25 protein-coding genes and 1 tRNA gene are annotated in these 22383 nt (G+C 47.2%); 15 read left to right on the forward strand and 11 right to left on the reverse strand.

Going from position 1 to position 22383, the window contains the following annotated elements; translation table 11 throughout:
• The 3 genes from ACE1CM_RS05355 to ACE1CM_RS05365 all read left to right on the forward strand — a co-directional run.
• Positions 1–418: hypothetical protein (locus tag ACE1CM_RS05355; protein ID WP_374876373.1), on the forward strand; the 418-nt coding region annotated here is incomplete at its 5' end.
• A 328-nt stretch (positions 419–746) separates the two neighbouring features.
• Positions 747–1145 (forward strand): hypothetical protein, encoded by a 399-nt coding sequence (locus ACE1CM_RS05360; protein WP_374876374.1) that lies wholly within the window; start codon positions 747–749, stop codon positions 1143–1145.
• Between the two features lie 78 nt (positions 1146–1223).
• Complete coding sequence (locus ACE1CM_RS05365; RefSeq protein WP_374876375.1) at positions 1224–1631, forward strand: hypothetical protein; 408 nt, start codon at positions 1224–1226, stop codon at positions 1629–1631.
• A gap of 280 nt (positions 1632–1911) precedes the next feature.
• Here ACE1CM_RS05365 and ACE1CM_RS05370 read toward each other — a convergent pair.
• Positions 1912–1982: transfer RNA gene (locus ACE1CM_RS05370), tRNA-Gly, on the reverse strand.
• 64 nt (positions 1983–2046) lie between these two features.
• Complete coding sequence (locus tag ACE1CM_RS05375; RefSeq protein WP_374876376.1) at positions 2047–5469, reverse strand: response regulator; 3423 nt, start codon at positions 5467–5469, stop codon at positions 2047–2049.
• Between the two features lie 139 nt (positions 5470–5608).
• Here ACE1CM_RS05375 and ACE1CM_RS05380 point away from each other — a divergent pair, with 139 nt between their 5' ends.
• From ACE1CM_RS05380 to ACE1CM_RS05390, 3 genes are all read left to right on the forward strand, one after another.
• On the forward strand, positions 5609–5836 hold the full coding sequence (locus ACE1CM_RS05380; protein ID WP_374876377.1) for a hypothetical protein: 228 nt from the start codon (positions 5609–5611) through the stop codon (positions 5834–5836).
• A 907-nt stretch (positions 5837–6743) separates the two neighbouring features.
• A complete protein-coding gene (locus ACE1CM_RS05385) occupies positions 6744–7343 on the forward strand; it encodes a GNAT family N-acetyltransferase (RefSeq protein WP_374876378.1) in 600 nt (199 codons plus the stop codon).
• 32 nt (positions 7344–7375) lie between these two features.
• The gene (locus tag ACE1CM_RS05390; RefSeq protein ID WP_374876379.1) at positions 7376–7843 is read left to right on the forward strand and encodes a hypothetical protein; all 468 of its coding nucleotides are present in this window, start codon (positions 7376–7378) and stop codon (positions 7841–7843) included.
• On the opposite strand, the gene ACE1CM_RS05395 is transcribed toward ACE1CM_RS05390, so the two are convergent.
• The 5 genes from ACE1CM_RS05395 to ACE1CM_RS05415 form a co-directional block, all read right to left on the reverse strand.
• Positions 7823–8989: a histidinol-phosphate transaminase gene (locus tag ACE1CM_RS05395; RefSeq protein WP_374876380.1), complete on the reverse strand. Its 1167-nt coding sequence runs from the start codon at positions 8987–8989 to the stop codon at positions 7823–7825. The two genes, ACE1CM_RS05390 and ACE1CM_RS05395, sit on opposite strands and share 21 nt — an antisense overlap.
• A 5-nt stretch (positions 8990–8994) precedes the next feature.
• On the reverse strand, positions 8995–9642 hold the full coding sequence (locus tag ACE1CM_RS05400; RefSeq protein ID WP_374876381.1) for a YqiA/YcfP family alpha/beta fold hydrolase: 648 nt from the start codon (positions 9640–9642) through the stop codon (positions 8995–8997).
• Between the two features lie 174 nt (positions 9643–9816).
• Positions 9817–10287, reverse strand: a complete 471-nt coding sequence (locus ACE1CM_RS05405) for a Spy/CpxP family protein refolding chaperone (RefSeq protein WP_374876382.1) — start codon at positions 10285–10287, stop codon at positions 9817–9819.
• A gap of 5 nt (positions 10288–10292) precedes the next feature.
• On the reverse strand, positions 10293–10661 hold the full coding sequence (locus ACE1CM_RS05410) for a hypothetical protein (protein ID WP_374876383.1): 369 nt from the start codon (positions 10659–10661) through the stop codon (positions 10293–10295).
• Positions 10658–11224, reverse strand: a complete 567-nt coding sequence (locus ACE1CM_RS05415) for a sigma-70 family RNA polymerase sigma factor (RefSeq protein ID WP_374876418.1) — start codon at positions 11222–11224, stop codon at positions 10658–10660. The genes ACE1CM_RS05410 and ACE1CM_RS05415 overlap by 4 nt, the downstream gene beginning before the upstream one ends.
• A gap of 385 nt (positions 11225–11609) precedes the next feature.
• Here ACE1CM_RS05415 and ACE1CM_RS05420 point away from each other — a divergent pair, with 385 nt between their 5' ends.
• From ACE1CM_RS05420 to ACE1CM_RS05450, 7 genes are all read left to right on the forward strand, one after another.
• A complete protein-coding gene (locus tag ACE1CM_RS05420; protein WP_374876384.1) occupies positions 11610–12383 on the forward strand; it encodes an RNA-guided endonuclease InsQ/TnpB family protein in 774 nt (257 codons plus the stop codon).
• 216 nt (positions 12384–12599) lie between these two features.
• Positions 12600–12788, forward strand: coding sequence for a transposase (locus ACE1CM_RS05425; protein WP_374876385.1), 189 nt, complete (start codon positions 12600–12602; stop codon positions 12786–12788).
• 811 nt (positions 12789–13599) lie between these two features.
• A complete protein-coding gene (locus tag ACE1CM_RS05430; RefSeq protein ID WP_374876386.1) occupies positions 13600–14397 on the forward strand; it encodes a hypothetical protein in 798 nt (265 codons plus the stop codon).
• Positions 14398–15014: 617 nt separating this feature from the next.
• On the forward strand, positions 15015–15758 hold the full coding sequence (locus tag ACE1CM_RS05435; protein WP_374876387.1) for a PEP-CTERM sorting domain-containing protein: 744 nt from the start codon (positions 15015–15017) through the stop codon (positions 15756–15758).
• Between the two features lie 616 nt (positions 15759–16374).
• Complete coding sequence (locus ACE1CM_RS05440) at positions 16375–16725, forward strand: hypothetical protein (RefSeq protein WP_374876388.1); 351 nt, start codon at positions 16375–16377, stop codon at positions 16723–16725.
• Positions 16700–16909: a hypothetical protein gene (locus ACE1CM_RS05445; protein ID WP_374876389.1), complete on the forward strand. Its 210-nt coding sequence runs from the start codon at positions 16700–16702 to the stop codon at positions 16907–16909. The genes ACE1CM_RS05440 and ACE1CM_RS05445 overlap by 26 nt, the downstream gene beginning before the upstream one ends.
• A gap of 694 nt (positions 16910–17603) precedes the next feature.
• Positions 17604–18287, forward strand: a complete 684-nt coding sequence (locus tag ACE1CM_RS05450; RefSeq protein WP_374876390.1) for a PEP-CTERM sorting domain-containing protein — start codon at positions 17604–17606, stop codon at positions 18285–18287.
• 130 nt (positions 18288–18417) lie between these two features.
• Here ACE1CM_RS05450 and ACE1CM_RS05455 read toward each other — a convergent pair whose 3' ends face one another.
• Positions 18418–18657: a hypothetical protein gene (locus ACE1CM_RS05455; protein WP_374876391.1), complete on the reverse strand. Its 240-nt coding sequence runs from the start codon at positions 18655–18657 to the stop codon at positions 18418–18420.
• A gap of 179 nt (positions 18658–18836) precedes the next feature.
• Here ACE1CM_RS05455 and atpD point away from each other — a divergent pair, with 179 nt between their 5' ends.
• Positions 18837–20285: a F0F1 ATP synthase subunit beta gene (gene atpD, locus ACE1CM_RS05460; protein WP_374876392.1), complete on the forward strand. Its 1449-nt coding sequence runs from the start codon at positions 18837–18839 to the stop codon at positions 20283–20285.
• A 103-nt stretch (positions 20286–20388) separates the two neighbouring features.
• Positions 20389–20805, forward strand: a complete 417-nt coding sequence (atpC, locus tag ACE1CM_RS05465) for an ATP synthase F1 subunit epsilon (protein ID WP_374876393.1) — start codon at positions 20389–20391, stop codon at positions 20803–20805.
• A gap of 28 nt (positions 20806–20833) precedes the next feature.
• Here atpC and ACE1CM_RS05470 read toward each other — a convergent pair whose 3' ends face one another.
• From ACE1CM_RS05470 to ACE1CM_RS05480, 3 genes are read right to left on the reverse strand one after another with little or no spacing between them, the layout of a single operon-like run.
• Positions 20834–21787 (reverse strand): RNA-guided endonuclease InsQ/TnpB family protein, encoded by a 954-nt coding sequence (locus ACE1CM_RS05470; RefSeq protein WP_374876394.1) that lies wholly within the window; start codon positions 21785–21787, stop codon positions 20834–20836.
• Positions 21747–22106, reverse strand: a complete 360-nt coding sequence (locus tag ACE1CM_RS05475; protein WP_374876395.1) for a helix-turn-helix domain-containing protein — start codon at positions 22104–22106, stop codon at positions 21747–21749. Before ACE1CM_RS05475 ends, ACE1CM_RS05470 begins: the two co-directional genes overlap by 41 nt.
• A gap of 28 nt (positions 22107–22134) precedes the next feature.
• Positions 22135–22293: a hypothetical protein gene (locus ACE1CM_RS05480; protein WP_374876396.1), complete on the reverse strand. Its 159-nt coding sequence runs from the start codon at positions 22291–22293 to the stop codon at positions 22135–22137.
• Positions 22294–22383: the final 90 nt, after the last annotated feature.

The following is a 22383-nucleotide window of genomic DNA, read 5'->3' on the forward strand; positions in this document are numbered from 1 at the left end:
CATGACAGGCACAGGTAATCGTGGTTTTATTCAAGTTGATTTAATGCAAATCAATCGATATTATGTCGAAATAAAACTCGGAATTAAAATGGCACCAGAATTTCCCGGAGGTGAAGCTGATTGGTTTGCAGGAATGTCTGATACAAGTGACGGTATTGTTCCTAGTTGGTATACGCGATTTCGTCCTGGTTCTACTGAAAGAACTATTCTTGTATCAGGTTTAATAACAGGTCGTTATCTTAAAGTTGGAACTATGGATACACGAGCTGGTGCTCCGGAGATAAGAGTTTATAGTCTAAAAGTCTGGAAATTTAATTTACCAATAACGTCAGGAGTCAGTGGTGAAAAAAAATCTTTTCTTTCACATCACTTTATTTTTTCTACTTTTTGCTATTGCTTGTGGATTAGTTCAGGGTAAATTTGTTTACAAAAGTAGCAATCGAGAAGTAGAAATTAGCATAGAAGCCAGAGATGTTGAAACCGTTTCGGCTATCTTGGCATTCATCTCTTCCCTGCTGGCAGCAAAAAAGGAGCATATCTAAATGTATTGAATACATGTATTGAATTCCGTATTCAATACATTTTAGAAATCCTTCTACTGCTTTATGCCAGACTTCAAAAATATTAGATAATTTCTTGGCACAGATGAGTACCCTTGGGATGATGACTTGAGTTTTGGACAGAACATAATTCAGTTGTTCAGTAACTTTTTCATCATCCCTCATGCTCACATTCAGATTCCCATCTTGGCAGCATACGCTTCACTTCCTAGCGATCTGTGTACTGTTGTTCCAATACTTTGGATACAAGGGTCAGAGGGCAGCGGTAAATCAAACTTGATGAATGTATTTGTTGCAATACATCAAATAAAAGCACAAAATGCATCTGGGAGCTTTGCTAGTATTCCCAACGAAATCGCCACAAATTCAGTTGAGGATAACCGAGATGAAAAACACTTTGTTTTGTGTGTTGATAACCTGAATGATGAGAAGATAAAAAATGAAAATATCTATACACTTTTATGGTGCGTTTATGACAGAAAAGATGCAATCACGGCTGCTGGTGATAACATGGAGTTTAACACTTTCTGTCTCAAGGTGGTAACAACAGTACATGGCATTTTGGCACATCCAAAATTTGTATAAATTAAACGGCGATCTCTGAGGATTTTATGTAAATCTATTGACAACATTTCAAGATTAGACAATCCAAACAATTTTGATTTGGATAACTTTCAATATCTTCGTTCGTTTGATTTGAAAATCTTGAACACTCAATTCTATCGCCTTGGGATCGAACAAAACATTTCACGTTACATAACCTTGTGGCGACAAGTAAACAAAATGAAATTTGGTTGTTCCATTCCTCGAAAAAAATTGTGTTTGGATTTGGTTATCAGTGGGATTGTTGCTGGTGTTTGGGTTAGTTCAAATGAAGCAATCAGAGCAATCAGTGATTATTGGGAGTGGTTGGATGAAACAGAAACTATTTCACCACTGACTCAGGTAATCCAGGATTTTATTGCATCAGAATCTGCTAGTTTTGTCAACCTTGGAATTGAGCCAGATCTAACACCAAAGATAGCCAAGAGGGGGGTAATAGGGTTTCCTGGGGCAGAGAGCAGCCTCTGAACTCGTTGGTACAAATGTATTTATCTGGTTAACGCCTTGTTATAATGCAAGTTTATATTACAGCAATGTGAAGTATGCAATCCTTTATCAGTAACGTGACGGTAAAGATGTTAACGACACAAACACTAGATATGGTGTGGTTTATCCTGGTAACACTAGATATGGCAGCCAAAATTCAGCCAAACTTGTAGACAAAACAAAGGGTCATGAGAGAGGGTGGAAAAGTACACAGATTTCACCAAACTGCTGAAAGCCTTGATTAAAGCTGGTGTTATCTTGAAGCGGGCGGCGGGAATCGAACCCGCGTCTTTAGCTTGGAAGGCTAAGGTATTACCATTATACCACGCCCGCAGGGCAAGGCATTTTGCCTGCAACTTAACTACTATAACACAATTTGCCAGGAACGACAAAAGCTTCACCCTTTTATTTCTGGATCTACCCAGAAAGTGAGAACGGTTTCATCGACGCCTTTGAGTTGCAGGGGACTGCCCTTAATAATTTCATCCTCCTTTAAATAATCTGCTACTGCCGCAGAAACCAGGATGCCATTGGGTTTGGCGGCTTCTTGCAGGCGCGAGGCAATATTCACGGTGGGGCCAATGGCGGTATAGTCGGAGCGCTGGGCGCTGCCGAACATGCCTACTACAGCGGTTCCCTGGTGAATGCCGCAGCGGAACTGGACTTGGGGGATGCCCTGTTCGCTCCAGCGGGCGTTGAGTTGGCGCAAGACTTGTTGCATTTGCCGCGCGGCGGCGATCGCACGGCGCACTTGTTCGTTGGGGGTCAAGTCCTCCGGCGCGCCAAACAACGCCAACACGGCATCGCCCATAAATTTATCCACCGTGCCGCCGTTATCGAACACCACCTTGGTCATCGCTTCCAGGTATTCATTTAACAACTCGGCGATGCGGCGCGAGCGCAACGTATTCGACAGTTGCGTAAATCCCACAATATCGCTGAATAAAATCGTCACCAATCTCGGTTCCGGGCGCAAATCGAGCATTAGCCGTCCCGAGGCTGCCCCCTTCACCATTGCTGGGGGTAAAAAGCGCTTCAGTACTGACTCGGTGAGGTAAGTATTTAACTCGCTGACTCGGCGCTCGTTTTCTTTGAGCGCCAGCAAATTTCGCACCTCTGCCAACAATTCTCGGTCGTTAAACGGCTTGGCTAGGTAGGCATCTGCCCCCATTTCCGCTCCTTCGATGCGGGTATCGTCGTCAACTTTGGCTGTGAGTAGGATAATCGGCGTTCCGGCTAAATTTTCGTCCTCGCGCACCATCCGGATCAAGTCCCAGCCCGACACCACGGGCATCATCAAATCGGTCACGATCAGTTGGGGATGCTTTGTTTTCGCCACGCTGTAACCTTCTGCCCCATCGCGGGCTGTTATCGCATCAAACCCACTAGAGCGTAAAATCCGGGATACATAGGCGCGTAAATCCGGATTGTCATCGACGACCAAAATCGTGGGGGAGATGGAAGACACCTCGCCTGCACTAGATTCCTCTTTTTTTGACTCCTCTAATATTTCTAAATCTGCCAATTCTACCGCCGCGCGGGAAAGTTCTACTTGCGTTTGCACTTCCAGCACCTGGTCGATGGGTAGGTGCGCCGTTCCAGTTTGCAGCCACACCGTAAAAGTGGTTCCAGCTTCATAAATCGACTCGACGGAAATTTGACCCCCGTGGAGTTCGACCAATTCTTTCACCAAAGCCAGACCTAAACCGCTACCTTCATAAGAACGGTTCACCGAACCTTCTGCTTGACGAAATCGCTGGAACAAGTGGGGGATTTGCTCGGTGCGAATGCCGATCCCCGTGTCTTTGACTTGGATGCGGATGTGATCTCCAGCTGGTTCGACTTTAATGGCAATTATCCCGCCAGAGTTGGTAAATTTCATTGCATTTGACAGTAGGTTGTATAGCACCTTGTCAAATTTTTCCGGGTCTAAATAAACCAGGGGACAGGGATTTAATTCGCTCACCAAACGCAAATTTTTTTTCTCGCAGTAGGGGCGGAATGCTTCCACAATTTGACCGATCATTTCGCTCAAATCGCAAGGTCGAAACCTCGCTTGCACTCGACCGGCATCGATGCGCTGGATATCTAACAGTTGGTTAACGAGTCGCAGCAGGCGGCGACAGCTTCGCAAAGCGATTTCTGCTTGTTCGTAAGGCAGATCGTGTTTTTGCGATACAACCGATTCTAAAGGCCCCATCATTAGGGTTAGAGGGGTGCGAAATTCGTGGGAAATATTTTGGAAGAATTCGGTTTTTTGCCGGTCTAATTCGAGCAAACGTTCTGCCTGCTGTCGGGTTTTTTGGTAGAGGCGGGATTGCTGGACAGCGATCGCAGCTTGGGCGGCGACTGCTTGCGCCAAACCGATGTCCATCTGCTTCCACTGGCGCGGCTGATAAGCTTCCCGCAGGGAAATACTGCCAATAATCTTACCGTCAGACAACAGCGGCACCACCAACAGCGCCGTGGCACTTTGCCGCAGCGGCAATTCAAATCCTTTGAGTCTGGGTGTGGCTTCCAGGTCGTTAATTACCACAGGTTGTTGCGTAATCAACAACTGTTGCAGGACGGGATTACCCGCTATCGGCACTTGCGACTGCGGTAAATTTAACATGTGTGGAGATTTTGGCGTCTTTGGAGTTGCCTCTTCCACATCGCAACTCATCACCGAAACTGCAAAATTTTTATCGTACAATCCGACGCACTGGACATACTCATCCGACTCAGTCCACAGGGACAGCGCGCAGCCATCCACTTGTAAAGCTTGCCCCAATTCGTAAGTAATCGCGGCAAAGATATCCTGGGGGTTAAGGCTGGAACGAATGGCGCGGGTGATGCTGTTGATTAAAGCTTCCCGTTTTGCCATCGCCAGAGAGCGTTCGTAAGCGCGTGCTTGGGAAAGCGCCAGGGCAGCTTGATCTGCGACCATAAACGCGAGTTGGACTTCATCGTCTTGCCACTGGCGGAAAGTGCCGCACTGGTGCAGTGCCATCACTGCCATTAATTCCTGTTGGCAGATGAGGGGTACTACAAGGGAAGAGCGAATATTAGCGGTTTGGTAGGCGCGCGATCGCAATTGTAGTTCGATCGTCTCCCCCTGGATGCGCTCATCCATAGTCGCATCAACAATCACCTGCACGTCGCCCACCTCCCAAACAGTTTGCGCTAAAACCGGCAATGATGTTTGTTCTGGTTCGGTTTGCTTGGGTTTGCCTTGGGGCTTTTGGTAAACAAACCATTGGTTAACCATCTGGTCGTCTTGGAAGGGACGGATAATACAAGCATCCACCTCGAGCATGTGACCAACTGTGTTGGCGATCGTTTGCAGGATTTCCCGATAGTCGGTGCGCGAGCGGATAGTATTGGTAACTGTATTGAGCAAAGATTCCTGGCGCAGGGTGCGGCACAACTCCCGCGTGCGCGCTTTCAAAACATTGTGGGTATCCAAAGCTTGTTGCACCACTCCCCGAAGTTCTTCCGCTTCCCAGGGTTTGGTGACAAACTTGAATACTTTCCCGGAGTTAATTGCGTCTACCAGGTCTTCTACATCCGTATAGCCAGTCAAAATAATCCGGATAATATCTGGATATTGGGTAGCAGTCAGACTCAAAAATTCGGTGCCGCTCATCTGGGGCATCCGCTGATCTGAGATAATTACGGCAATATCCCTTTGATTCGCTAAAATCTCCAGTGCTGCTGCCCCCGAAGTCGCCCGCAACACTTGGTATTCGCGATAGAACGTGCGGTATAGCAGGTCGAGATTATCTGGTTCGTCATCGACAACCAAAATTTTCGGCTTGCTAAAGTTTTGAGATGTCATCCACCGCTCTCCTGCTGCTGTTGACCCTCTGGGTGAAAAACGTCTGGTTCAAACTAAAGGGCAAAAGGTTACATCCACGGATGATAAACTGATAGAGCGATCCCTGCTGTGATTTGATGTTGTATAATCTGCCCATCCCTTGAAAACCATTGTGACAGTTGTTGGCAGTACACCCCGTTTTTTCATTTGGCAGACAGATGCACCCAAAAAGCCTGCTTATAAGGTGCGCTCGCAAGTGGGTGCCAGCAGATCGCGGCGTCTTCGCTGCCACAGGGTAGCTAAAAAGCCATTGGTATGCTCGCCTCAAGCTGGAGTACTTCCCACGACAGAAAAATGCGATCGCGTTACTTGTGTGGAGCAAGCCTAAGAGACCATTGTCAACCTTGTTTACTTATTAAGCTTACCCAGCACACAAACCTTTCTAACATTTGGAGCGCCACGCTTGTTGACGATAGCGATCGTTCTTTCTGCCAGATCCCCCGTCCTCAGCGAAACAGGGCGGGGAGGGTGCTTCAAACACTTGCCTTTTCATACTTACCTCTGACAATCCCCGTCCCTATGGACGGGCGGGGTAGCTGAAGCTGGGTAGTGCTTGCCGCAACGATTTCGTCGGGTATTTGCTCACAGCAACTGTGCTAAAATTGCTTGAGTCAGTACAAGACGTTAAACCCTACCCCCGGACTGGGGGAAAGTTGACGACCGCGGAGAGCTTGACTAAATAGCCAAATACTTTACTCTAGTTACTCATAGTTATTTATGGCGATAATATTGACCTTGTTGTAATTTTATGCTAGATTTACCAGCTGGCCGAAAACCAAGGCTTAAAATATTCTGGTTTGTAACCCAGTCACTGCGCTGCAAAACTAGCCAGCCTATAAAAAGGTGGATAGTTTGACCAAGATTGGTTAAATAGGCTGAAAATAATGGTTGAACAATGGCTAAAAGCTGCAAAAACAATTGTTATATCGGCTGGAAAAAATAGGAAGTGGCTGATCAGAATTTACGCCTCTTGACTGTTTTCGCCGACTCCCTTGGTGGAAGCTCTAAGCAGACCCTCTAGAAATTACTTCTAGTTGAATGGTGAAGCTTAGATAAGTTTAGCCAAGTTTTGTATAGCACCTTTGCAACATTAGGATATGCGATCGCCTAATGTCAGAAGGATGGCGCTAGGGTTTCCTGAGTTGTCAGGATATTAAGACTGTAATGTCTTAAGTATCCCCGCACCTTCAGGTGGCAAAGTGTCAATCAGGCTCTCAAAACAGCACCAGCAAGAAATGGTTCCACAATCGCGCAGTGCCTCCCAGTTCCATATTCGTGCGGCTACCCCCAAGGATTTGACCGCGCTTGCCGAAATCCTTGCCGATAGCTTTCACTCCCGTGCCGGTATCAATGGTTGGATTTATCCTGTGTTGCGCTTGGGTATCTACGAAGATATCCGCAATCGACTCACCAAAGCTTCGCCCCATTACATTTGTTTGGTAGCCGTAGTTGCCGCAACAGTTCGCCCTAACTCCTGGGATTACCCCGCAGGAACGGTGGAAATGGCGCTGCGCTCAAACTATCCCTGGCCTTTTGCCAATTCCTGCCAATACCCCTACCTGTCTAATTTGGCAGTGCATCAAGATTGCCGCCGCCAAGGAGCTGCGAAGCAATTGCTGCTAAAGTGCGAAAGCATTGCGCTGGCATGGGGTTTCCAGGATCTCTACCTCCACGTGTTGGAAAACAACCATCAAGCACGAAGCCTCTATTTTAAATTAGGCTACCGATTGCACCGGAGCGATGGCAGTTGGGGTTCTCTGTTGTTGGGGAAACCCCGCCGTCTTCTGCTGCACAAACGCTTGCAGGCTCCACCGAGTGATATACCGGGAGGCTAAGATCGAAGGTGTATCCGCCGCGCATTTTTTTGATGAAACAAGAGATTGAACATCCAAACGGCTCCGATATTTTAACTGAGCTGCAACGTGGCAAACTGATGATAGTCAACGCCCGCAAGCGGAATGGTTTGATCCTCTATAAGGACTTCCACGCCGAGTTTGCTGGACCTGGATCGGCGGTTGGTGGCTCGTTTGACATGGCTTGTCAGCGGGTACTTCCGGTGGGAAATTTTTCTTTGCTCGAACCAGAATCCGATGAAGATCGCCAGAAAGCTTATTTGATTCGGCGACAGTGGATTCGATTTACCAAACAAGTGACCGATGAACCACAGCCAATCCAGCGAGCGCAGAAAATTCTGACTCAGTTTGAAGCGTTTTTTGATTCCCAGACGGTGGCTATGATGCCAGATGAGGCTTTTGCTCGCTTAGTGGGTGTCTTGCCACAAACGGTTCATATGGTGCGTCGTACTGGTGGGGATTCAGATGGCAGCAGAAGATGAGCGGTGACTGCTGGTCAAAGCAGCTTGCAAGCGAGCGCGCGAGCGCTGATTCTCCTCGCTCGTCCCCACTGTCAGGCGCAATCCTCCACCTGTATGCCGGATTAGGGTTCCTTGCGCTTTCAGTCGCTGCGCCAGATCGTTTTCGCCCCCGGCACCAAGTCGCAGGAAAATAAAATTAGCGGCACTAGGCCAAACTTTAATCCCTGGATATTGGGCTAAATTGGCGATTAACTGCTCTCTTTCGGCTAGTATTTGACTCACAGATGCCAGCAACTGTTTTCGCTCGCAAAGTGCTACCATTGCAGCCGCTTGGGAAAAGCTGGGCAAGTTATAGGGTAAGCGAATTTTTTCTAAAGCAGCGATCAATTCGGGATGGGCGATCGCATATCCTACTCGATGGGCGGCTAAGCGAAATGCTTTGGAAAATGTCCGCAATACTACCCAATTGGGACGACGACACAATTCGCCCACAACCGTATTTTGGCTAAATTCAAAATAAGCTTCGTCGATCACTACCAATATGCTTTCCGGTAAACTTTTGAGCCAGTCTAACTCGTTTGCGGTCAAAGCATTGGCGGTAGGGGAATTGGGGTGAACCGCGAAAACAACTCGAATCGGCGGATTCTCAGTTTGTGCGTTCGCGCCAGCGTCGGGTGTGCATATGGCTTTTTGAGCTGCGGCTAGGTCAATTTCAAAGTTAGCTGCCGAGCGACCTACCGATACTACGGGGATGCCCAAAGTTTGAGCTAAAATTGCGTACATTGAGAAGGTGGGATTGGCAACTAGGATCGACCCTTCTCCCCCCAAGCAGGTAGCAATTAACACCGAGCGAATCAATTCGTCAGAGCCATTACCGACGGAAATCCAATCCGGCATGACTTGTGCTGGGGAACCAGACTCGTTGACATAGTCGGCGATCGCTTGCTTGAGTGCAATATAAGCCCCATCTGGATAGCGGTTGCTTTCAATTATTTGCTCAAAAGTCAAACTCAGCTTTTGTTTTAATTCGACCGGCAAATCAAACGGGCTTTCATTAGTATCCAACCGATCCAACATGTGGGATTGGACGGGTTCTCCCGAAATACCGCCCGGATGGGGGGTGTAGGCAGTCAGTTGGGCTAGGTCTGAGCGAATATATGGCAGCATGTATTTTATTTTCCAGCAAGTTGGCAAAACGCCACAATAGCTGACCAAATTTCCGGCAGGACATTTCCCAGGGAATGATCGCTATCGAGTTCGATCAATTTGACCCAGGGACGCCCAGAGGCGAAATTGCGGCTGGTTTCGATCGGGATAACTTCATCTTGACTGCCGTGCAGAATTAATGTATCAATCGGGCGGTTGAGTGGTTCGTTTTGGTAGGTTTGGGCGTCTGGGATGAAGTCGTAACTTAAGGGAAGGGAACGCTTCTCTCCATAGTGATAAACCGACAGATATCCCTCACTTTGCCACTGGTTTAGGGTTTGTTCTCCCAAGCGGGGCAACCAATGGGAGAGAAATTGCAACGCTGGGGCTAACAGTACCAGACGCTGGCATTGGGGTTGTCGCTGTGCCAGTATGGTTGCAGTCCAACCCCCCAAACTCGAACCGATGATAGTCACTGGCGTGGGTGGGGGTGGAAATTCTGCTTCGACTTGACGCAGCTGTCGGGTGATGGTGAGGTGGGAAAAATCGCCTTGATTGAGGTCGGGAAGTGGCAGGGGAATTTGTAGATCGCAAAAGCGCGAGCGCAGATATTCGGCTTTAGCCGACTGGGGACTGGAAGCAAATCCGTGCAGATAAATGAAAGCTTGGGGCATGGGGGAAGGTGGGCAACTTGTGCAGGTGTGCAGGTGTGCAAGAGGGGCAAAAGGGGCAAGACGGGCAAGAGGGGCAAGAGGGGCAAGAGGGGCAGAGGTCTAGGTGCAGGGGGGCAAGAGAAAAATTTGAACGTACATTCTCACCTGCACACTTGCTCACCCGCATCAGAAGCCTCATCTCATCCTGCGGTGGCGGAAATTTTGCCGTCCCTGGGTCATGCGTTGGGCCAGTTGACGGCGTTGCTCTGGGGTCAGGACTTCTCGCATTTCCAGCATACTTTCAAATCTTACCTGAGCCAGCTGCTGTCTTAAGGATAGAACTTGATTGTGTTTAGCGCGGATTTGGTTTGAATCGGCGTTACTGGCGATTAAACCAGTCAATTCGGTTTCAGCTTGGCGCAAAGCTTGAGCGCGTTGGGAGATTTGGTTTTGGTAGACTTGGCGAATCGCCTGCATCCGCTGCATTTGATCCGGCGTCAGGTTTAATTGTCCAATCCAGCGAGGCATCCCTCGATCGGGTCGATTTGCTCTTCCTTCGTTCTGGGCGATGGCTAACGGCAATAAGGGATCTGGTACGGCTAAGGTAGATGCACCATCTAGAGTAACGCTCAAAACAGTTACCACAAAAGCTAAACGCAGCCACATAGAAGTTATCTCCTTTGATCGGAATTGCTCCAATTGCTTGGGTCAAACTCATCGAGTTCTGTATCGCTGGCTTCGCTGCTACCCCTAACATCCTCCCAGGTGTTTTCTAGAAATGCTTCCAGACTGGCTAGTTCCGCAGCCGAAGGTTTTGGCTGCATCAGCAGACTTGTGCTTCCCCAAGCAATCAACAAGCTAGCGGCAATGGCTGACGGTATCAGCCAAAGACGCCGGTGGGGGAAAATTTTGGCATGGGGCGAAGCTGCTACGGCAGTCATAATCCGTTCCTCCAAATCCGGTGGAGGGGATGGAGGGATTGGGCGATGTTGCCGCAAAAAATCTACCAAGCGATCGCTATCTGTTGGCGGCTGACTCATAATTCTACTTCTTGTGCCTCTAAAAATTGCCGCATGGCTGCACGGGCATGGAACAGGCGAGACTTCACCGTCCCGACTGGAATCCCCAAAATTTGAGCTACCTCTTTTTGAGGTAGTTCCTCTAGGTCGTGCAGTACCAGTACGGCACGATGCTCGAGTTTGATCTGTTGTAGTCCCCGTTGTACCAGGTCAAGATAGTGCAGGTGCATCAAGTCAGGGGCAGGGAATAGCTTGGCGCGATCGCCAATCAGTTTTGCCTCTTGGCAGCGCTGTTGCCCTAACTGCCGCCGCCGATCCGAAGCTACGTTCCAAGTGATGCGATATAGCCAGGTAGAAAATTGCGCCGCCTGCCGCAGATGGGGCAATCCTTTCCAAACTCGCAAAAAAACTTCTTGCACCAGATCGTCGAGCAACGATGCCCCGCACAGCCGGTACAGCGAGTACCTGACTCGCTGTTGGTAGCGCTGGTAGAGTTCTCGAAAACAATCCTGGTTGCCCTGCAAGCATTGTTCGACTAGGTAGGAGTCGGACTGCTGTGGGGCTGATGTATCTACCTCTGGTATGACTGACACCTCTCGGTTTTCCTCACCCTGAGCGGGATTTCTGATTTTGTTTAGACTGGGTAAGTAGAAGAAAGGTTCAAAAATATCGCTCCTATGGCGCAGAAAAAACCCCTAAATTTTTCCCCCTCTCCCTTTTCTTTCTCATCTCCTCTATCGAAACGTGGGGATCTGGGGGAGCTATAGGACTCCGGCTTCAATCGGAACGAAGTGGAGATCAGCCGGAGGTACATGGACTCCCCCAAGTAAATTTTGGCAAGTCAATCCCTGCACGCGAGATGCTCCACTTGGGGTTCCCCCAAGACCGCACTCGCTCAAAATTTACCAACACTCTGCCTGGTTCTACATTTAGATATGCGATCGTGTATACAACCATGTGAGACAAGTGTTGACATTAACCTACGAATACAAAATTGAGCCAACAACGCAACAAATAACAGCCATTGAGCATTACTTGAATGTTTGCCGTAAAGTCTGGACTTATGCTCTACGCGAACGTAAAGAATGGCTCAATTATCGTAAGTCAGAGGTGAACGCTTGCGGTCTAATTTCTGAGTATATAATCCCTGGTGATGAACCATACCCAAATTATGTAAAACCAGCTAAATCTTTAACTGATTACCGGAAAAAACCTGAACTAAAATCAGTAAACGCTCAATTTTTCCAACATTTTTTGATAAAAATTGAGACAGGGGTTCTTGATATGAGTCGGAAAGGAATGGGTTTTCCCAGATGCAACAGGACTTACGCAAACACCAAAGTTTCTATGAAAAATCCTTGGGAAAGGGAACCAGAGATCGCAGCAAGAAACTTTGGTGATAGGATCGTGGTGCGTAAGTCCTGTTCAAGAAGCAGGGGAGAATGCGTTATGCGTGTGTTTCCTCAGTTTAAGACCAACCCCGTCAAGGGAGACTTAATCAAGCTGCCAGAACTGGGTTGGGTCAAGATACGGTTGTCTCGCCCAGTTCCTGACGGGTTCAAGCTTAAGCAGGTTCGTATAGTGAAGAAAGCCTCTGGGTACTTTGCCATGCTGTCATTGCAGTGTGATGTGCAAGTACCTGATGCAACGCCTCATGGTCATCCTGTTGGGATTGACTTAGGGATCCAAAAGTTTTTAGCAACTTCCGATGGTGAGTTAATCGCGCTCACCTCGATTCTTTAATGAGTTGCACCGTAAGCTTAAATTGCTACAACGCAGACTGAGTCACAAGAAAAAAGGGTCTAATAATTGGCGTAAACTCAACTTATATCATGTCCGCGAGAGATCGGTAGTGTATGGATGGCTAATTGCAAGCTTGCTAATTGCTAATATAGTATTTTTCCTGATTGCTCCATTAGCGATTAGCTATTAGCAGTTACACAACCATTGCTACTGGACATGATATTAAAGATTGCTAGATTGCACCAGAGAGTTCATGACAATCGGAAAGATTTTCACTTTAATTTGGCTCATCACTTAACCCAAAATGCAGGAATGGTTTTTGTTGAAGACCTGAATTTTAAAGCATGGGCAAAAGGGATGCTTTCAAAGCACACTCTAGATGCTGGCAATGGATGCGTTCATTAATATCCTGCAATGGGTGTGTTGGAAGCAGCAAGTTTACTTTACGTAAGTAGATCCTAAATACATCTCAACAGTGTCCCCGATGTGGTCTTCATACGGGCAAAAAGGACTTATATCATGTCCTTAGGTATCGGTTGTATATAGTTGATTGTGCGAAAAGCTGTTTTTTTCCTCCCACCTGCTCAATAGCTCACCTGCTCACCTGCTGACCTGTTAGCCTAACGCTACCGATGCAACCGGACATGATATTACTCCAAAGAATCCACCATTGCCCGGTGTGCGGATATACGACTGACCGAGATGTTGCTGCTGCACAGGTTGTCATGATTCGAGGTGTAGCTGCAGGTCTTGCAGTGCCAGAAATTGCCTGGGGAGACGTACTGTCGGGGGTGATTGACCTAGATAAGTGTCCGAGAACCAGGAAACCTAAGAAGCAATTCCCAGGGTACCCTACCCTCAGCGAAGTAGGGTAGGCAGGATGTCAAATTTGACTGTGCTTTATCCCATCTTCATAAAACCATTATGCTATAGTATGGTCTAAAACCTATATCTGGTAAAGCTTTTGGCGTTTTTTTTATTTTTTATGAAATTGTCTATGTAATGTTTACGTAAATTTTCGTAGGAATAATCGGCTAGTGGCGTGCCCCATCGGCTAAATTTTTACATATAAATCCCGATTTTTAAACTCCACCAGATTAAAAACTTCATGAAGATATACTTATAATTGAGCGATATTGACAAGCCGTTAAGGCAAAAAATCTCAATTTCAGCGGTTTTCCGGCGGTAACATGCGTTTTTTAGGAGAGAAATTTTGATGGCTAACTCTGAGCCTGTCAAGAAATTACTCCCTCAATCCTTGATGGTATTGAGCGCAGTTGTGGCTGTAAATTGGAGCCCAACACCCGTCGGGGCTTTGCAAATTTTCTTCGGTCAAGACGCGGGCTTAGGTAAAGATACTCGCTTGGTTAACCGTCCAAATGCGGATGCAGCGAGCAATCGCTTTCTATCTCACCTAGTGGATGTAAAAACCGAAGACTTCGAGAATATCAGATCCGGATGCTATGACGATCTATTTGTCAACATCTCAAAGACAGACAGCATAACTCTTCAAGGAAAAGGATGCATCAGGAATTTCCCTACGGGTACTAATGGAGCGGGACGTTACCCGCTCTCGGGCAAAAAGTATTGGGACACTTTTAGTAATTTTTCGATTATTCTGGAACAGCCAGTGGCAGCTTTAGGTTTCTACGCTACCGATATCGGCGATTTTAACAGTCATCTCACCCTGACGCTCAAAAACAATACCACTGCCACGACGCTCACCATTCCCAGCACCCCCAATTGCCCAAATGGCTCGGTTAACTGCCAAGATGGTTCGGTACTTTATTTTGGTGTCATTGCCCAAACTGCCTCTGAATTTTTCACCGAAGTCATCTTTGGTAACGTTGGAAAAACGGGGGATTTTTTCGGTTTCGATAACCTAAGTATTGGCAGAGTTAAGATTGGGCCACCATCACCGCCAAAGGCGATTCCAGAAGGGAATTCTGCGTTAGCTACGTTAGCCTTTGGTGTCCTTGGGGTAGGTTACCATCTTCTGCTGAAACGGAAATAATCGGCTCAGAGTCAGGAACGCTGTGCCAAAACTGACATTGATGGGTGGCGATCGCCTCAGTGTGAGTTCTCAGCCAAACCGCGCTTTCAAACGTAAGACCAGGTATTATACCCAACTTGCCGCATAATAATGTTATCTAAATCACTTTTTTCTCAGATTTCACAAAAAATTTACAAAAACGAGTGAATTGTGTTTTTTAAATGAAGAGGCGATTCAGAAAGGAAACTTTCTAGGGCGGGAGCTTTCGTATAATCCTGTAGCGACGATTTAATTATTGGTGCAAAAATTTTATTTAACCTTCACAAAGGTCAGTTTTATTAAACTTTTTGGTAAAGATGCCCTAAAACTAGGGACAGGACTGAAGCAGATGTGGCAAATTGTTTTTAGTGAGAACTCGAAAATGAGCGCAAGATTAACAAACTAAGTAATCTTACGAGTATACAGGTTTTTAGCATCTACGGATCCCAAAATTTTCGCAATCGGTCGTGAGACAGAGCTACAAAACGCCTGCGGCAAGCGAAGTGAGTGGAGCAACTTTCAATAGCTACGCAAGCCCTAGTTAGTTAGGCTCATTCCCACTGTCAATATCGACCTGTTTAGAGGTAGGAATGAGTTTTATGGCAATCTCAACCGTAATGAAAAAGTTATTAATGGCTACTGCTGGAGGTGTATTTATCGCTCTGGGAGTAACAGCTAAGGCAGAAGCATTTGCATTGAACGGACAAAGTTTAGATTTACCTGAAAGTAGAGAAGCAAATATTTCTTTGGCGCGATTCGCAGCGACACCAGAGTCAGAGTTACTAACTATTGCTCAGACACCAGGGATGCAAAGCAATATCGCTTTCGGCGGACCTTGGTATGAATTCAGTTTTGGTCAGGTAGGAGAGGATGCCCGAGGTTGCAACCCAGCCGATCCTAATGGTCCTGTGTGTACCCCAAGTTCAGCGGGAAACTCGGTGTTCGCAGGCGCTTCGCCTTGGGAATTTGAAGTTGGAGCAGCTGGAGCTATTTTAAAAGTAACCGATGCCTTTTCCCGAGGTGATGCGTTCAGTATCTTCAACTTTAATACTTTGATTGGAGCAACTTCCACCCCCTCTAGGGGAGGCTACTGCGGGGACAACCCCGATATCTGCTTCGCAGATCCCTTGGTTAGTAAAGGTGCGTTCAATCTCGCAGCGGGACAGTACTCGCTCCGCATCGTTCCCACCAACAGTCCCTTCAAAGCTGGTGCAGCTTACTTTCGCCTAGATGAGGTTGAGGTCAAGCAAGTCCCCGAACCTGTTTCGGTCTTGGGTTTATTGGCGTTTGGCGCAATGGGTGTCGCCAACAGACTCAAGCGCAAACCGCAGCGCCACCAGTAGACTGGGCTTCAAGAGGATGCTCCTGACGCGGGGACATGGGGACGCGGGGACACCTCATGGTAGGAGCCAGGGGATTCCAACAAGGAACAATTTTCTTCATAAGAGCGCGTTTAAATTCGGGAGGCTCAGACCGGGAGCTTCTCACTTGAGAATGGTACACTCTTAGCGTCTCCCCAACTCCTTTGTCAGAGCGTCTTCAAAGGTCATTAGGGATTCGCTCACCTACTGGGATTTTCAGTTGTGTACAGCACGGGGTAGTAGCACAGCAACACAGATACGTTGGTTTAAGGTTGAAGATCGTCGGGACTTAGGCGCATATTCCGGGTTTCTATGAAAAATCGTTGGTTTGGCAACTAGAGATCTACGTAGAAACTGTGGTGATAGGATCTTCGTGCGTAAGTCCTGATCTTGCTGTATAAACTTGCTAATTGCTAATTGCTAATTGCTAATACAGCATTTTTCCTAACACTAGCCATTAGCTCCAGGTTTGAGATAACTAGCAACTTGTGTTATTACTTTCAATCAAAGAGTAGCGGCTTTCGGCTTCTACGGCATAGACATTGGCGATTTTGGGGGTCAACTCGTCCTGAATCTTATAGGCGACAGCACTCGACAAGTGACTATCCCCAAAACGATTGGTAGCTCTGGGAGTACTGATGGTTCGGTGCTTTACTTTGGGATAATTGCCAACAACCCAGATGAATACTTCACCAGCGTGTTATTTGACATGTCTACTGGAGAAGGCGACTTTTTTGCCTTCGATAACATGACCTTTGGAAGCATTCAGGAGGTTATTCCAAGTGATGTATCGATTGGAGAACCGAAAGTATCGATTCCGGAACCTTCTTCTGCGTTGGGTGCGATCGCATTAGGTGCAATGGGCGCCACTTTGCTGGTTTTACCCAAACAGCAAGGCAGTAGGGGCACGGCGGCCGAAAACCTTGGAGTTAGCAGCAAAGCTGATTGATGTTCCCTACTTCCCTGGTTTGACGCCAACAGCAACGCAGATAGTAGGGGCACGGCGACCGAAAACCTTGGAGTTAGCAGCTAAGCTGATTGATGTTCCCTACTTTTACGCCAACAGCAACGCAGATCCGATCGCCGTGTTTTCCTGTGGAGACACGGCAATTTTTTGCCAGCTGGGATGCTAGGGAAGATTGCCGATCGCATTTTCGTGAGCAGATCGCCAGTGCGTGCCCGTCCTTGCCTATCGCTCCCCAAGCGCCGACTCAGTTATCTTACTTGGATTTTAGTATAAAATTTTACTTACTAACAACCTAACTACTTATTTGTACGGTGTCGGCAAAAACATATGCATCCACAGAATTAAAATGACCTCAGTAATAACTCTGAAAATTCGGCTTTTTTTGCCAGAAAGATTGCCTAACTGCATCGCCTTATAGGGTTTTCAAAGCGAGAAATCTACCGGCGCGAAACCTGGGGTTGCTTTAGTCAATTGACTTAATCAAACCTTCACAAAGTTACCCGTAAATTATATTATTTTGATAAATATTAATTGAAAGGCTTGCGAACGTTCGGTGAATCTGGCAAAGTTATAAGTGTGAAAGATTTGAACAGAGTCAAGAATTAACGAAATTTTTGACGCCTGGGGGGAATGAAATACTGACTTTATGTCGGTACGAACAGTAAATTTTCGTAAGTTTTGTCAGGGAAGATTAACTAAATAATTAATCTGGAAGCGAACAAGTTTTAAGCATCTACATGCGTTGACAAAGCAACCGTAAGAAATACGGATTCGCTTTTCTTCGCGAACTCGATATCGATTTTGGCATGTCAACTAAGCGCGAAGCGCTCAACATTTAACTGTTTGAAGGAATGAATTCGATGAAACTCGTGAAAACCCTAGCTCTATTTACAACTTTAGCTGGCTCGGCATTGATGGCTCTAGTAACAGGAGAAGTGGCACAAGCAGCAAGTATTACTGCCCAAACAAGAGGTTTGGATTCAGGGATTAATACCGCTGTGGACCGGAACAGCTTCTTTGGCGTTTCCTTCGATCAAGGTTCTGTTGGTACGTTTATCAAATCGTTTTCCATCGACCTCAGTCCCGATTCCAATGCTTCGTTTGACATTACTCCATTTCCGTTTGCGCTAGGTCCATCTAGCGGTGTAGCAGCTAGCGACATTCTTTCTAGCGTTCTGAGCAATTCCAACAAAATGCTGACTGTAACCTTGGCAGACGGGGCGTTCGTTGCGGGTGAATTCTTACGTTTTGGCATAGACACCGATCGGGTAGGGTCGTCGTTTTTTGGCCTTGACCCGTTTGACCCTGGTATAGATTTTGGCCTTGCGGGGGCAAAATTCACAGCGACGCTATCTAACGGGCAGTCTGGAACCTCTGTGTTTCAACCAGTTAGCTTGATTCCGTCCGTGTCTCAGACAACTTTGGACATACCCGAACCTACTTCTGTTCCCGAACCTGCTTCTGTACTGGGTCTATTAGCTTTCGGTGCGATGGGTGCAGGTTCGACACTTAAGCGCTTTCAACAACAGAAAGCGAATGGTTAATCGCTGCTAAGGTAAAACCAAAGACTATGGTACTAACAGCACGAAAAAATGCGAGCCGCGCCGAGGTAAGCTTTCTCGCTTTTGTGCGATCGCTCATACCGTCAACAACTCGCCCTGTGAAAAAATAACCTTAGCTGTTAGGATAACCAAATTTTTGACTGCTTTGTCTCCTCCGAGACAAGGCAGTTATTGTTTTGGGCGTGTGCGATCGCTTTTCCCGACACATCGGGCAAGGTTGGGGCTGAGGCGTTTTGTGACGGATAGGATGCTCTAGGGCAGAGGGTGTCGCTGTGGCGCAGAGCATTCCCCAAAGCGATCGCGTAAGCCGCCAAACATCGTACCCCTTCAGTGGTACTCTAAAAAATAGCATTGCTAAATGTTAAGAGTACGTGCCGCAAGCGCGGAATTTACGCCTGTGGACAAAAAGGAGCCGACGCCCTTGTTGGAAGCAGGAAGCAAACGTCAAAGAAGAGTCAAGCTCAATTTGAGTCAGTTTTGTATTGCACCAACTCCCGTTTCTGACACCCGTTTCTGACACATAGGCACAGCATGGTAGCCACCACAGACAAAAACATCGGGCGTATTACCCAAATCATCGGCCCCGTGGTAGACGTAGAGTTTGCCACGGGCAAAATGCCCCAAATCTACAACGCATTGAAGATCGAAGGCAAAAACGAAGCCGGACAAGACGTGTCCGTCACCTGTGAAGTGCAACAACTGCTGGGCGATAATCAAGTCCGCGGCGTTGCTATGAGTACTACGGATGGCTTAGTTCGCGGCATGGAAGTGGTAGACATGGGCGCTCCCATCAGCGTGCCAGTTGGTACTGTTACTTTAGGCCGTATTTTCAACGTACTGGGCGAACCTGTAGATAACAAGGGTCCAGTAAACGTTACAGAAACCTTCCCCATCCACCGTCCAGCACCCAAACTCACCGATCTGGAAACCAAGCCTTCCGTTTTTGAAACTGGTATTAAAGTGATCGATTTGCTGACTCCGTACCGGCGCGGCGGCAAAATCGGTCTGTTTGGCGGTGCAGGCGTTGGCAAGACCGTCATTATGATGGAACTGATCAACAACATCGCTACCCAACACGGTGGTGTGTCAGTATTCGGCGGCGTGGGCGAACGCACTCGCGAAGGAAACGACCTCTACAACGAAATGATCGAGTCTGGGGTTATTAATAAAGATGACCTCAACGCCTCGAAAATCGCTCTAGTTTACGGTCAGATGAACGAACCACCAGGAGCGAGAATGCGCGTCGGTCTGTCAGCGCTGACAATGGCAGAATACTTCCGCGATGTTAGTAAGCAAGACGTACTGTTGTTCATCGATAATATCTTCCGCTTCGTACAAGCAGGTTCGGAAGTATCCGCACTACTCGGTCGGATGCCTTCTGCGGTAGGATATCAGCCAACCTTGGCAACCGACGTAGGTGCGTTGCAAGAGCGCATCACCTCGACGAACGAAGGTTCGATTACTTCGATTCAAGCGGTTTACGTACCTGCGGACGACTTGACCGACCCCGCACCAGCAACTACGTTTGCTCACTTGGACGGAACAACCGTACTATCTCGCGGTTTGGCGGCGAAGGGGATTTATCCCGCTGTAGATCCGTTAGACTCTACGTCCACGATGTTGCAACCGGATATCGTCGGCGACGACCACTACAGCACCGCTCGCTCCGTCCAATCGACGCTGCAACGCTATAAGGAACTGCAAGATATTATCGCGATTCTCGGTTTGGATGAATTGTCGGAAGACGACCGTCTAATCGTTGCTCGCGCGCGCAAAATCGAGCGCTTCTTGTCTCAACCGTTCTTTGTAGCAGAAGTATTTACGGGTTCTCCCGGCAAATACGTGAAGCTGGACGATACGATTAAAGGCTTTAAGCAGATTCTTTCCGGTGAATTGGACGAACTGCCAGAGCAAGCTTTCTACATGGTCGGCAGCATCGACGAAGCGCTGGCTAAAGCTGAAAAGCTGAAAGCTAAGTAATTGGTAATTGGGAATTGGTAATTGGGAATTGGCAGAACTATTGCGATTACCAATTACCCATTACCCATTACCTATTACCTATTACCAAAGGACAGAAATCGAGATGACTCTAACAGTTCGCGTAATTGCTCCAGACAAAACTGTCTGGGACTCGAATGCCGAGGAAATTATTCTGCCCAGTACGACAGGGCAACTCGGTATCCTCAGCGGTCACGCACCTTTGTTGACTGCTTTGGATATCGGCGTCATGCGCGTCCGCACAGGCAAGGATTGGTTTCCTATTGCCTTAATGGGCGGATTTGCAGAAGTGGAAAGCAACGAAGTGACCATTTTGGTCAACGCTGCCGAACGCAGCGATGCGATTAATTTGGATGCAGCTCGTGCTGAATATACTCAAGCTCAAGAACGTTACAACCAAGTTCAAGCTGGTGGTAACCGTCAAGAGCAAATTCAGGCAACGCAAGCTATGAAGCGCGCCCGCGCCCGATTTCAAGCTGCTGGCGGCATGGTTCAGGTTTAAAACTTATCCAATGTGACGTTCTCCCTCGTTAACTCTTGCGAGTATAACGGGGGCTTCTCCTCTTCGCAGATGGAGCTTCCTGCTTCTTAGGGTGAGCAACCTCTAACCCTCCACAAGCTGACACCATGAGACCCACGGCATTTAATGCTCTATCAAGAATGTTTTTTGCAGCATTCTCATCTCTGTCTATCTGCAATCCACAGTTCGAGCATTGATGAAGGCGGATTGACAGGGTTTTAGGAACTTTGTGACCACATCCTGAGCATTCTACTGAAGTTCCGTGAGGAGCTACCTTAACAACCCATACGCCGCATTTGACTGCCACTGCTTCTAGGATGCTGATGAATCTTCCCCAGGCTACATCGTAGATGGATTTAGCTAGCTTGGAGTTTCGTGCCAAGTTCCGGATTTGTAAATTTTCTACGGCAATTAAGTCATAATTTATGACTAAGTTATAAGCTGTCTTGTATTGGAAATCTTCTCTCTGTCTGGCTATCCGTTGATGAATTTTGGCTACCTTTTCTGTTTGCTTTTTGGCATTCTTAGACCCAAGCTTTTTTCTAGCCAGACTTCTCTGTTGCCTCGCTAGACATGCTTGAGCTTTCCGATACACCCTTTGTACTGGGACAGTGTTGCCATCAGAAGTGGTTAGGAATTCCTTAAGCCCAACATCTACACCAATAGCCGTCTGAACTTCATTCATTGGTCTGGGAGACGGTACGCTGTCGTCTTCTAGAGAAATAGACACGTACCATCCATCAGCCTTTTTGACGATGGAAGCTGTTTTAGGAGTAAAGCCATCAGGTAAGGGGCGATGAACAATTACTGGAATTTCACCGAATCTAGGGATTCTTAATATAGAACCTTCTAGGAAACATGCAGCTTTAGGGTGGTTGATTCTAGAAAAACCAAAGGAACGCATTTCGCCCTTCTTTTTAAACTTAGGACGACCTGCTCTTTTTCCTGTCTGATCCGGAACCAACCATCTCCACCAAGCAATGTCGGCGTCTTTGTAGGTTTATCTGCTGAACTTCAGAATAAATTTCTTTGTAATCAGGAAACAGCACTTTTGTTTCCTTTAGTGCTGATTGCTGACTGTAGTAATCTACGCGATCTGGTATTTCTCCTATAGGACATGAAACAATGCTACACCTATCAAGTTGACAGCGAGTTCTATTTAGCCAGTCTAATCTTTGACCAAGTGCATAATTATAGTGCCGTCGAAGTAATTCTAGCCAATTCTCCATCTGGAGAATCTGCTCAGCATTAGGTTGAATTTTAAACTGATAGGTGATTAACATAAAGTTATTGTATCGCGCTATGCAATATCTAGCTATAATCTGTATTATTAAAAAATAATACGGAAACGCTTTCGCTCATTTTATTAGCTGGTCGGCATTCCCCACCCGTTGACCCTAACGGGTACAATTTTTTCCCATCTTCCTCCATTTCTTCATCTTCCCCATCTTCAGTGATGCTGTACCTCATAACAGCGAGAATCGCTTTTGTAGGGGCGGGTTTTACAGATAATTCCTGATGACAACAGAGACTCTATATAAACCCGCCCCGACCGATACG

This window comes from Microseira sp. BLCC-F43, from assembly GCF_041929235.1.
GTDB lineage: Bacteria > Cyanobacteriota > Cyanobacteriia > Cyanobacteriales > Aerosakkonemataceae > Microseira.

Bases quoted from the DNA above. Each gene is read 5' to 3' on its own strand.
- ACE1CM_RS05375 (WP_374876376.1), bottom strand. From the start codon at position 5,469: ATGACATCTCAAAACTTTAGCAAGCCGAAAATTTTGGTTGTCGATGAC.
- ACE1CM_RS05385 (WP_374876378.1), top strand. From the start codon at position 6,744: ATGGTTCCACAATCGCGCAGTGCCTCCCAGTTCCATATTCGTGCGGCT.
- ACE1CM_RS05390 (WP_374876379.1), top strand. From the start codon at position 7,376: ATGAAACAAGAGATTGAACATCCAAACGGCTCCGATATTTTAACTGAG.
- ACE1CM_RS05395 (WP_374876380.1), bottom strand. From the start codon at position 8,989: ATGCTGCCATATATTCGCTCAGACCTAGCCCAACTGACTGCCTACACC.
- ACE1CM_RS05400 (WP_374876381.1), bottom strand. From the start codon at position 9,642: ATGCCCCAAGCTTTCATTTATCTGCACGGATTTGCTTCCAGTCCCCAG.
- ACE1CM_RS05405 (WP_374876382.1), bottom strand. From the start codon at position 10,287: ATGTGGCTGCGTTTAGCTTTTGTGGTAACTGTTTTGAGCGTTACTCTA.
- ACE1CM_RS05410 (WP_374876383.1), bottom strand. From the start codon at position 10,661: ATGAGTCAGCCGCCAACAGATAGCGATCGCTTGGTAGATTTTTTGCGG.
- ACE1CM_RS05425 (WP_374876385.1), top strand. From the start codon at position 12,600: ATGATATTAAAGATTGCTAGATTGCACCAGAGAGTTCATGACAATCGG.
- ACE1CM_RS05430 (WP_374876386.1), top strand. From the start codon at position 13,600: ATGGCTAACTCTGAGCCTGTCAAGAAATTACTCCCTCAATCCTTGATG.
- ACE1CM_RS05435 (WP_374876387.1), top strand. From the start codon at position 15,015: ATGGCAATCTCAACCGTAATGAAAAAGTTATTAATGGCTACTGCTGGA.
- ACE1CM_RS05450 (WP_374876390.1), top strand. From the start codon at position 17,604: ATGAAACTCGTGAAAACCCTAGCTCTATTTACAACTTTAGCTGGCTCG.
- ACE1CM_RS05455 (WP_374876391.1), bottom strand. From the start codon at position 18,657: ATGCTATTTTTTAGAGTACCACTGAAGGGGTACGATGTTTGGCGGCTT.
- atpD (WP_374876392.1), top strand. From the start codon at position 18,837: ATGGTAGCCACCACAGACAAAAACATCGGGCGTATTACCCAAATCATC.
- atpC (WP_374876393.1), top strand. From the start codon at position 20,389: ATGACTCTAACAGTTCGCGTAATTGCTCCAGACAAAACTGTCTGGGAC.
- ACE1CM_RS05475 (WP_374876395.1), bottom strand. From the start codon at position 22,106: ATGTTAATCACCTATCAGTTTAAAATTCAACCTAATGCTGAGCAGATT.
- ACE1CM_RS05480 (WP_374876396.1), bottom strand. From the start codon at position 22,293: ATGAGGTACAGCATCACTGAAGATGGGGAAGATGAAGAAATGGAGGAA.